General features: G+C 68.6%; 8 protein-coding genes and 1 pseudogene. 4 read left to right on the top strand and 5 right to left on the bottom strand.

Features of this window, described 5'->3' with window-relative positions; translation table 11 throughout:
• On the bottom strand, positions 1–472 hold a 472-nt coding region (locus tag J7F03_RS39610), incomplete at its 3' end, for a transposase (protein WP_251073182.1).
• A 264-nt stretch (positions 473–736) separates the two neighbouring features.
• On the opposite strand from J7F03_RS39610, the gene J7F03_RS39605 reads away from it, so the two are divergent.
• The 3 genes from J7F03_RS39605 to J7F03_RS39595 all read left to right on the top strand — a co-directional run bounded on the left by J7F03_RS39605 (position 737) and on the right by J7F03_RS39595 (position 2,898).
• The gene (locus J7F03_RS39605) at positions 737–1,009 is read left to right on the top strand and encodes a hypothetical protein (RefSeq protein WP_214958059.1); all 273 of its coding nucleotides are present in this window, start codon (positions 737–739) and stop codon (positions 1,007–1,009) included.
• Entirely contained in the window at positions 1,006–1,773 is a 768-nt protein-coding gene (locus J7F03_RS42885) for an acetoacetate decarboxylase family protein (protein ID WP_214958058.1), read from the top strand. Before J7F03_RS39605 ends, J7F03_RS42885 begins: the two co-directional genes overlap by 4 nt.
• 189 nt (positions 1,774–1,962) lie before the next feature.
• The gene (locus tag J7F03_RS39595) at positions 1,963–2,898 is read left to right on the top strand and encodes a S8 family peptidase (protein ID WP_214958057.1); all 936 of its coding nucleotides are present in this window, start codon (positions 1,963–1,965) and stop codon (positions 2,896–2,898) included.
• A 505-nt stretch (positions 2,899–3,403) separates the two neighbouring features.
• On the opposite strand, the pseudogene J7F03_RS42880 reads toward J7F03_RS39595, so the two are convergent.
• From J7F03_RS42880 to J7F03_RS39575, 4 genes and pseudogenes are all read right to left on the bottom strand, one after another.
• A pseudogene (locus tag J7F03_RS42880) lies at positions 3,404–3,982 on the bottom strand (helicase associated domain-containing protein); the annotation flags it as partial.
• A gap of 614 nt (positions 3,983–4,596) precedes the next feature.
• Positions 4,597–5,190: a hypothetical protein gene (locus J7F03_RS39585; RefSeq protein WP_214958056.1), complete on the bottom strand. Its 594-nt coding sequence runs from the start codon at positions 5,188–5,190 to the stop codon at positions 4,597–4,599.
• A gap of 402 nt (positions 5,191–5,592) precedes the next feature.
• The gene (locus J7F03_RS39580; RefSeq protein ID WP_214958055.1) at positions 5,593–6,651 is read right to left on the bottom strand and encodes a TniB family NTP-binding protein; all 1,059 of its coding nucleotides are present in this window, start codon (positions 6,649–6,651) and stop codon (positions 5,593–5,595) included.
• Positions 6,648–7,202 (bottom strand): Mu transposase C-terminal domain-containing protein, encoded by a 555-nt coding sequence (locus tag J7F03_RS39575; RefSeq protein ID WP_251073181.1) that lies wholly within the window; start codon positions 7,200–7,202, stop codon positions 6,648–6,650. The genes J7F03_RS39580 and J7F03_RS39575 overlap by 4 nt, the downstream gene beginning before the upstream one ends.
• Before the next feature lie 270 nt (positions 7,203–7,472).
• Here J7F03_RS39575 and J7F03_RS39570 point away from each other — a divergent pair, with 270 nt between their 5' ends.
• Positions 7,473–8,651, top strand: coding sequence for a tyrosine-type recombinase/integrase (locus tag J7F03_RS39570; RefSeq protein ID WP_308380153.1), 1,179 nt, complete (start codon positions 7,473–7,475; stop codon positions 8,649–8,651).
• Position 8,652: the final 1 nt, after the last annotated feature.

Genomic DNA, 8,652 nt, shown 5'->3' with positions numbered 1-8,652 from the left:
CCAGGCCGGGAAGTTCTCGTCCGCCGACCCGGACAGCAGGTACGCCCTCGCCGGTCTCGGCGGCCTGCATCCAGGCGACTTCCCGGGCTGAAGCGCGGGCCGCTCGCAGTGAGGCGAGTGCAGCCTCGTCGGTGTCGGCGAGCAACCGCCAGGCCGTGGGTGTGGAGGCGACCGGGCCGAACACCTCGCCCTGGTCCCGCAGCACGGCCAGATCCGCGATCGTCTCACCGCCGTCGGCGAGCATCACCGCGAGATCGGTGGCGACCCGGCCCGGATCATGCCCGGTCCCGCGCGGCCGAAGCGGCCTGAGAGCGGCGGAGTACGCGGCGGTCAGCCCTGTGGCGTCAGCGAGATCCGCCAGCAACCGTGCCCCTGCATGCCCGACCACCCCCGACCCATCGGCACTGACATGGACCTTGGGACGCAACCCGATAGCCTGCACGTAGAAAGTGCCCTCCGCCTGGACCGACAGAACCCCTCAGCAAGGTTCATCGTCCCAGGTCAGGAAGGGCACTTTCGCGTTTCCGCCCCCAAAGCCAGCCGTACCCAAGTGAAACGGCGAGGTTAACTGCATGAGGTGTCTTTCCACGCGATAGCGAGGGGAGACGAGGTCTGCTTCGAGGCCGGGGGCCGGCGGCGCCGTGCAGGACCGGGGGATTTCCCCCTCGGGGCTGGTGGCTGCTCCCGTCCCCTGTTGTGGCGGGCACCCTGTGGCCGTAAAGATCGTTTATGGGGCATGAATCGTACGTACCGCGCCGCAGCCGCTCTGCTCGCTCGCTCTTGCGTGCAACCCCTGGAACCGTCCCAGATCGCCGGCGCGGTGGCCCGCCTCATTGCCCGGCCACGCTCCGCGCTCTACCTCCCGGCATGGCCGGGCCGGCTCCTGCCTTACGCCGCCCTGCTGCCCGAGCGAGTACGCGACCTCGCCGACGACCTCATGGACATCGACGACATCCCACCCCCCGCACCCGCCAGCCACACCCCGACCCGTGAGAACCGGCACACATGACCAGCCCCGATCCCCGACACCCCGCCGAGCAGAGCACGCCATTCCCGCCGGAGCCCTGGCACCTGAACGGCGACATGTACGCAAGCCTGTGGCGGATCCGCCCCCGCGACCTTCCCTGCTGGCCCCTGCCCCCCGAAACCCGGCCGCTCATCGTCCTGGGCCACTGCACTCTTCTCACCTTCTGGGTCGACTACCGAGCACCGGGAACCCTCGCCTACCGAGAGCTCCTCATCGCCCTCGCAGTGCGCCACCGGCGGCGAACCGCCGCCACCGCCGTGGCGGCCTGGGTCGACAACGAGCAGTCCCTCGCCGGCGGCCACCACCTATGGGGCATCCCCAAGCAACTCGGCCACTTCACCTTCACCACCCCCAACGACGCGAACACCTCCGCCCGCAACCACCGACATGCGCCTGGGCACCGAAACAACCCCCTGGGCGCAGGGCTCCTTCCGTCCGGCCGTACGAATCCCCATCCGCCCCACCATCACCGGCCGCCTCGTCCAACAACGCCAAGACGAGACCTGCGTGGTACCCCTGGAACTCGTCGGCTCACCCTCCCTCGCCAAGGCCCGTCTCACGTGCGCCCCCGACAGACCACTGGCATTCCTCAACGGCCACAAACCCGCGCTATCTCTGACAATCCACAGATTCGGCTTCACCGTCGGAACCGCGCACACCCCTACCTGACCGGGACGCCACGCCCGCCGCTGCCGCCGTCCCCGCCACCGGCAGCGCCCACCAAGGGCGCGGGACGCGGACGGTGACGGACGTGACGTGCGGGGCCCAGGGGATGTCCGTCCTCGTCTTGCGGCCACGGCGGCCCGCTTCTGGGCTGGCCGACAGCCCGCAGCCAGCACTTACGCGGGTTGCAGCGGCCTGCGTGTCCGTGGGGGTGCGGTGTCGTTGCCACGGCGCAGGGCGGACGTGACAAGTGGATGAGGGATTGGGATCTGATGAGCCGATGGTCGTGGAGTGTGCGTGGGGTGGCGGCGGGTGCCGTTGTCCTGACGGTGTGCAGCATCGGGGCTGCCTGGGCGGCGACGCAGGAGGATGCCGGGTGGAACCTGGCACGGATTTCCCAGCGTGAGCGTGTAGCGGCCACCGGCCCGTACACGTACCGGTACGACGCTGCCGCGGGTGAGGGTGTCAGCGTGTATGTGCTGAGTACCGGCATCAACGTTGCCCACCTCGACTTCGAGGGCCGGGCTCGGTTCATGATGAACGTGACTGGGGATGAGAAAGCGGGCGACTGCAGCGGCCAGGGCACGCACTTGGCCGGCGTTGTGGGCGGCAAGACGTACGGCGTGGCGAAGAAGGCGCAGCTGATCGACGTGAAGGTCGCCCGGTGTGACGGCAACGCCACGGCCGACAGTGTCATCGCCGGCATCAAAGCCGCTGTGGCCGACGCACGCGGTACGAAGGGCAACGTGATTCTCATCGCCCAGAGTGAGGGGAAGAGCGAAGCAGTCAACCGGGCGGTGGAGGACGCCTACCGGAAGGGATTCGTCGTCGTGGTCCCGGCCGGCAACGACAACCAGGACGCGTGCAACGTCTCCCCGGCCAGTGCCCCCAACGCACTGACCACCGGCGCGACGAACATCGACGACCGGAAGGCCTCGTGGTCCAACTCCGGCAAATGCGTCGATGTGCTGGCCCCCGGACAGAACATCCTTTCGGTCTGGACCGGCGGCAACACTGCGACTGCGACACGCTCCGGAACCGCCATGGCCGCGGCTCACACCGCGGGCATCGCAGCGACCCTGCTCTCCGCCCGCTCCCTCACTGCAGCACAGGTGAGCGCCCAGATCGTCAGGGATGCCACCAAGAACGCGGTGAGGGACCTGCCCAGCACCACTCCCAACCTCTTGCTCTACAGCGGGATCTTCTAGACCCCCGGATCAGCGGGGGCGCTCCGCCAGGCGTCGGCGGCTCCGGCGGTGCCGGACCCGGCGGGGCGAGGGCCGGCCGGGGCCCCGGGGGAAGGCGGACCAGCTTCTACCCCCCCCTAAGCGTTATCCCAGGTCAGCAGCCCCTGACAGGGACAGTCAGGGACAGAGCCCCGGTCTTCACCGTGCCCACTCCAGTCCTAGCTCGGCGAGCTGTGCCCGCTGCTCCTGCGTGAGCTTGGCGCGGCGGGTCTTGGTGTTGGAGAGGAACACTCCGAGCTTGACCTCGGTGCCGTCCTCCAGGGTCTCTACATGAGCCCTGGGGACCGTCACGGAGCCCGTACGCGCCTTGCGCTGGTGGCATGGCCTCAACGCCCCGCTCGAAGGCCCCTGAGGCGCCCTTGGACGGCTTCGCGGGTGCCTCCTGCTCCAGGGGTAGCGGCTGGATGCCGAGCTGTTCCAGGCGTTCGCGTTGCCCGTCCGTCAGCCCCGTCCAGACGGTGTGCTGGCGCTGCTGCTCCAGCCACCGTCCGATGTCCATGCCGTGCACCGTCACCCCCGGTTCGACGTGCGGGAGGACGTCCTCGTCGGCGAGGAGTTCGCGGGCGGCGGCGTAGTGCCGCTGCCACTCGGGCGACCAGGCCGGATTCCAGTCCGGGTCGATCGCGGCGAGGGCTGCGGTCCGTTCGGGGTGCTTGTCCAGCGCACCGGGGCGGCGCAAATTCGAGAGGACTTGTCCGATCGGCTTGTCCAGAGCGGTCGCGGTGCGGGGCGCGCAGAGGGTCCAGTGCTGGTCGTGGTAGGCGCGGGCGGCGGCGAGGTTCTCTTGGAACCGTTCGTCCGCCGGGCTCCAGAGCATGCCGAGTGCTTCGAGGCGGGCGGCGCGTCGGCCGGTCATCTGTCCGGCCCCGTACGCCCGTCGCTGTTCGGCGATCCACTGCCCCAGAGGCTGGGCGCCCTCCTTGTGGTCGTAGGGGACGCGGGCGTGCTGCTCACGCTGAGTGAACTTCTTCAACGCGGCGTAGCCGCGCCTCCAATCCTGCCGTTCGGTGTCGATCACGTTGAAGGACACCCACTCGGCGACCATCACAGGGTCACGCGGAACGGAGAAGCGGAGCAGGAGTCGCGATTCTTCCTCCCCCTCGTCCGGCTTCGCACCGATATCCAGGGACGGGTCCACAACCCTTTTCTGTGGCTCCTGCGGGATGGCGAGGAGCTCGATTGCTTCCTCGTCATGAGCCCGAAGGCCTTTTATCTAGGGGTGGGGGAGTGTGCGGGACGTTTGTTCCTGTTGTCACCTGCGGGAATGGTCTGAAGGGAAACCCCGACCGTGGCCTGTGAGTGGCAGTTACGTTCGGTACGTGGAGTACACCTATGTCGCGGAACGTGCTGTCTCTCCGACAACGGGGATGGTGCGGTGGGTCGTTGCCGATGCCCGACCTACTGTGAGGGGGCAGTAGGTGTGTGGTAGTTGGTCGTTGTGGCCTGGTGTTTTGTAGTTGGGTGCGGGATTTTGCGGTCGGGTGAGTGGGTGTTGGTGGCCGGGGCCGGGGGTTTTGTGGGGTGTTCGGTTGGGTTGTTCGGGTGGCTGGTCTGGGGTTCTGTTGTCGTATGGGATTGATCTTGGTTTTGTTGTGAGTGTGGTGGCACGCCTACAGGCAGCCGTGGGGTGTGGCTGGTTGGGATGTTCGTCGTTGCTGGTCAGGGGCGTGTACGGGTGAGGTACGCGGTCAGGGGGTCGCCGGTGGTGGGGGTCAGGGTGTCGAGTCCGAGGCGGTTGGCGATCAGGGCGAGGGCATCGCAGGCGGCACCGTGGGTGGTGGTGTGGGCTTCGTGTGGCCGGGTTGGGCGGGGGAGGGCGGTCAGGGTGAGGGCGAGGGTGACGGTTTCGGGGTAGGTCACGAGTTCGCGGGCCAGGAGGGTGGCTGATGCGGTGCCCGGCTGGTTCAGGCGGGGGTTGGCCGCGATGAGTTGGTGGAGCCGGTGGTGCCAGCGGGGGGCTGCGTGTTGTTGGTGGTCGTGCCAGCGGGTGGTGATCGCGTGTGCCGTAGTCCAGGCGGTCACGGCTCGGGGGTGACGCTTCAGGCGCTGGTGGCCTTGGTGGGCCGCGATGAGTTCGGGTACGACCCCGACGTGTAGGGGTGTGTGGAGTCGGGGGTCGGGGGCGGCTTGCTGGTGGCGTGGGCAGATGAGCCGGTGCCAGGGCCGGTGGATCCACGCGGTCGGGGTGGTGCCGTGGCTGTGGCGCAGGACGCACAGGGTGCATGCGGGTACGGGCTGGTGTTCTCTTCCCATGGGCGTCCAGACGGCGGTGGCGGTGCCGGCCCCCGTGCCGTTTGCTTTGCCGGTGCCCGGGGTGAGACCGGGTAGCGCGTAGGCGAGGTGGTTGGCCCGGATGCCGGCCGCTGTTGCGATACGGCTGGCTGCGGTGGGGGAGAGGTCCAGGCCGGCTGTGGGTGGGGTGCCATGTCCGTGGACGGTGATACCGGTGCCGTCAAGGAGTTGGGGCAGTGTCAGCCGGTAGGCGAGGGCGCCGGTGAAGGTAGGAGGCGGTCGCTTTGAGAGGCAGCGGCCGGACCCGGAACACCCCTGGCGTCACGGCGGGAAGCCCGATGGCCCACGCGCGCGTGACGGGAGCATCGGACGGTTCTCCGGTCTTGGGCGTGGCCGTGGGGCCGGCCGTGGGGCCAGTGCGGTTCACGGGGCAGGGGCCGGCCGCCGGGGTGCGCGGCGGTGGTGTTGTTCGGTGAGGTGGTCCAGGGGGATCTGGTCGAGGGTGGTTTTGGTGATGCGTTCGGTGCCGTCGTTCAGGGAGGTGATGGCCGCTTGGCGGATGAGGCGGGCGAGGGAGCCGATGCGCCCGGTGGTGCGTTCGTGTAGGTACGGTGCGAGCCTCACCAGGCTTCCGGTCCGGTGGTGGCGCAGGTCGAGGGCGTTCTCCATCGCGGTGACGAGTTCACGGAAGGGCTCGCTGGATCCCAGGCGGGCGGGGAAGACCCCGCATTCGACCAGGGAGGCCCGGCCGGCGAGCTGCGCCCCGCGTACTCCGGTGAACAAGGCGGTGCTGGTGACGTCGATGCCCGCGTACACGAACGTCGCCCCGATGCGTTCGGTGAGGTCTTTGAGGAGGTCGGCGGCCTGGGCGCCGCTGGTGGTGCGGGGGTTGAGCCGGTGGATCTCGTCGATGAGGACCAGGCCCACGCGAGTGTCCGTGAGGACGCCACAGACGGTCTCCAGGACGTCGGTGATGTTGGAGCGGACGCGTACTGGCAGTCCGAGGAAGCGGGCGAACTCCACCGCTACCATCCGGGCCGTCGCGGCTGGAGGGACGGTGATGTAGACCACCGGGATGCGGCCGCTCACTCCTGGATGGCGGGCCCTGTCCAACAGTTCGTGAGCGCGGCCGAGCTGGGTGATTGCGGTGGTCTTCCCCGTGCCGGCGGGGCCGGAGACGATAAGTCCGCGACGGGCGCTGACGGCGTGCCGGTTCAGGAGAACCAGACGGCGTCCGCAGGTGACGGTGTGCTGAACGGTCGACGTCGCCACCACCAGCAGCAGCCGGGTGTGGTGGTCAACGCGCCCTTCGTCGTAGCGATGCAGTTCATCCGGCGTGAGTGACGCACGCTTGGAGGCACTCAGCACCGCGGGTATGACGGGCTGGTCGTCGACGAAGGCCCGCCAGCCGACAAGGCTCGTCAGATAGCGCTCGGGCGCCTCGTCAGCGAAGGGCGAGGTCGTGGCCTGTGGTGTGGTCATGGGCGCTTCCAGGGGTCGGCCAGAGGATCGAACAGGCCCAGAGGGATCACCTTGGCCAGCGGAGCCTGGTCTTCGGGTGCCGCGGGCTCAGGGGCCGGCCCGGCCTTGGCGCCGGGCGCCGAAACCGCGATGGGCGGGGTTGCCTTGGTGCGGGCAGCCACCTGCTTCTCTCGGCGCGTGCGCTTCGCCGGTTTCGCCTCAGTCTCGTGTTCGGGACCGGCGTGGGCACGTTCCAGCAGCTCCGCGGCCGCCAACGCGATCTCCTCCTCGGTGCCCTCCGGTAGACCCGCTGCAGCGTGGTCCCAGGCCAGCTCACCGAAGGGAACCGGGGTGTGACGCAGGTGCTTCCAGGTGGCCTCAAGCCACTCGCCGCGACCGTGGTGGTTACGGACCCAGATCCGGGAGATGTCGTAGGGGTCGTGGTGGACCTCCCACAAGCCCTTCTTCACCGCGACCCCCGAGGATTCACGGCGAATGAGCTTGGGGCCGTCATAGGTGCAGCGCTTGATCTTGATGCCGTAGTCGTTCACGGCTCGCCAGACGGAAGGCAGCAGCTCGATGTAATCGTCACCGCTGAGCGCGACCGGGACGTAACCGCATGCCTCGATGAGCGCGGCGTACTTCTCGTTCGGGGTGAACGACCGGCCGGGGTGGACCGGGTCACGCAGCCCGTCGTGCTCTCGATTTTGCCAGGTTGATTTACCGACCGTAAGTTGTGCTGCCCGTGATGTCCGTCTGGGCCTGTGACATGGACGTCATGGGCTCGTTTACCGACCGGGACCGGAACGTCTGCCATGTTCCGGAGTCGGTACGGAGGACGAGTGGCACGGCACATCGTGGTCGGGGACTTGAGGGTCCAGCGGATCGAGCGGAAGGACGGACAGCGATCGTGGACGATCGTCTGGCCCGAGGGCACCATCCATACGGAGGCAGACCGGTTCCTGCGCGTCCATGACGGCACCGGCACCCAGAAGACGTACGCGTACTACCTGGTGGATCATCTGCGGTGGCTGGAGCGTGAATGCCTGGCCTTCGACGCAGTCCAAGTACGTGACCTCGAACGGTATATGGGCATCGTCGGCGCCGAGGTCCGGATGCCGCTCGGTGAGCCCTGGCGGGTCGGCAAGCGCCCCTACGGTCGGTCCGCGCTGTCGATCACGGCGTCCTGCCTGAAGGGCTTCTACCTGCACCAAGCCTCCCTCGGCATCAACGTCGACCTCGGCGAGAAGCTGGATGGCACCCGGCTGCCGTCGCGGGTGGACCGTCGTCGCTCGTTCCTCGGACACGTGAAATCCGCGATGCCCGCGAACCCGCTCGCGCCGAAGGGCCCGCACCGCCGGCATCCGAAGATGCTCCCGGACGGGGCGAGGGACAGGCTGCTGGAGAGGGTGAACTCCGCCCGGGACCGGCTGGTGGTGACCTGGCTCGCCGACGGCGGTCTTCGGGTCGGTGAGCTCTGCGGGCTGCACCTGGTCGACCTGCATCTGCGCGAGAACGCTTCGTGCAACGAGTGCCGCAGCCCTCACCTGCACGTCTGCCACCGACCGGGAAACCCGAACCGGGCCGAGGCCAAGACCAAGCACTCCTGGCAGACCGAACACGGCACGGTGACGGGTGGGTTGATCAAGCGGGTCAGTCCGGCGATGGTGCACGCCTACTTCGAGTACATGACGACCGAATACCCCTGCGGCGCCGGACACGGCATGCTCCTGGACCAGCTCCACGGCGACGGCACCGGACAGCCCTGGGCCCCGGTCGGCGCCCGCCGGATGCTCGGCCGGGCCGGGAAACGCGCTGGCCTGGGGCTGGTGAAACCCCATGCCTTCCGGCACACATTCACCTCCGCGGTTCTTGATGCCGCCGACGGCAACCTGCTGATCGCCCGAGATGCCGGTGGCTGGGCCTCGACGGCCACGGTCGACGAGGTCTACGGACATGTCGACGTCCACGACCCCACCTTCGATGCCGCCCTGCGCACGGTCTGGGGTGAGCCGAAGTGAC

The sequence above is a fragment of the Streptomyces sp. ISL-43 genome, assembly GCF_018614195.1.
Classification (GTDB): Bacteria; Actinomycetota; Actinomycetes; order Streptomycetales; family Streptomycetaceae; genus Streptomyces.
The sequence above is the reverse complement of the archived record's forward strand: the minus strand, read 5'-3'. Positions and strand labels throughout refer to the sequence as shown.